This window comes from Alcanivorax sp. HI0044 (assembly GCF_001634945.1).
The window spans coordinates 1-1,022 of sequence record NZ_LWEZ01000296.1; the positions used below are offsets into that span (position 1 = coordinate 1).

A 1,022-nucleotide genomic window follows, 5' to 3' on the forward strand; every position below is an offset into this window, starting at 1 on the left:
GAAATTGAGTTGCTGACCCGGGACCAGGTGGTCCGCGAGATTGAAATGGATGCCCGCACCGCAGACATCCTTGATGACGAGCGTGACGACTGATGCGGATTCTTCTGGTCGAAGACAGTATCCCGCTGGCGGATCAGCTCATGCCCATGCTTCGTGAGCATGGCTACGCGGTGGATTGGCTGGCGGATGGTCGTGATGCCTTGCCCGCGCTCAATGATGATCCGTTTGATCTGGTGATTCTGGACCTGGGTCTGCCGGGTCTGGATGGTTTGCAGGTTCTGCAGCAGTGGCGCGGGGACAATCAACAGGTGCCCGTGCTGATCCTCACGGCCCGCGACAGCTGGGCGGAACGCATTGAAGGCCTGCAAAGCGGGGCCGATGACTACCTGGCCAAACCGTTTCACCCTGACGAACTGTTACTGCGGGTACAGGCCTTGTTGCGGCGCACCCATGGCCGGGCGAATACGGCCCAGCTGACGGCGGGCACTTTCAAACTGGATGAAAACCGCCAGAGCGTCTGGTCTGGGGAAACGGAAATCACCCTGACCGGCGCAGAATTCCGCATGCTCCGATACTTCATGCATAACCCTGATCGATTGCTTTCCAAAGGGCAGCTGGCCTCTCATCTGTACGATAACGAAAGTGACCGCGACTCCAACGTACTGGAAGTACACGTGAACCGCCTGCGCCGCAAGCTGGGGAAAAGCGTGATCGAAACCCGCCGTGGGCAGGGGTATGTCTTCACCGGGCAAGCGCGATGACCTCCATGGGGCGTCGGCTGGGAATCAGCCTGTTCGTCAGCCTGCTGCTGGCCGGGGTGGTGATCAGCCAGGGGGCGCTGTGGTGGCTGGAGCGCGATCAGCGCCTGACCCTGAGCCTGCAGTTACGCGATGATGCCGCCGGGGTGTTGGCCGCACTGATGGCCGACCCACAAGGACGCTTGAGCCTGGATACCTCCCGTTTGCATCCTGCTTACCGACGGCCCCTGTCCGGGCGTTATTTTGTGGTGTTGTTGGGGGAGC

1 protein-coding gene and 1 pseudogene are annotated in these 1,022 nt (G+C 60.8%); both read left to right on the top strand.

The window, feature by feature from the left end; all coding sequences use genetic code 11:
• Positions 1–92 precede the first annotated feature (92 nt).
• The gene (locus A3730_RS03625) at positions 93–761 is read left to right on the top strand and encodes a response regulator transcription factor (protein WP_063519182.1); all 669 of its coding nucleotides are present in this window, start codon (positions 93–95) and stop codon (positions 759–761) included.
• Positions 758–1,022 (top strand): annotated as a pseudogene (locus A3730_RS03630) (ATP-binding protein); the annotation flags it as partial. The gene A3730_RS03625 and the pseudogene A3730_RS03630, both read left to right, overlap by 4 nt.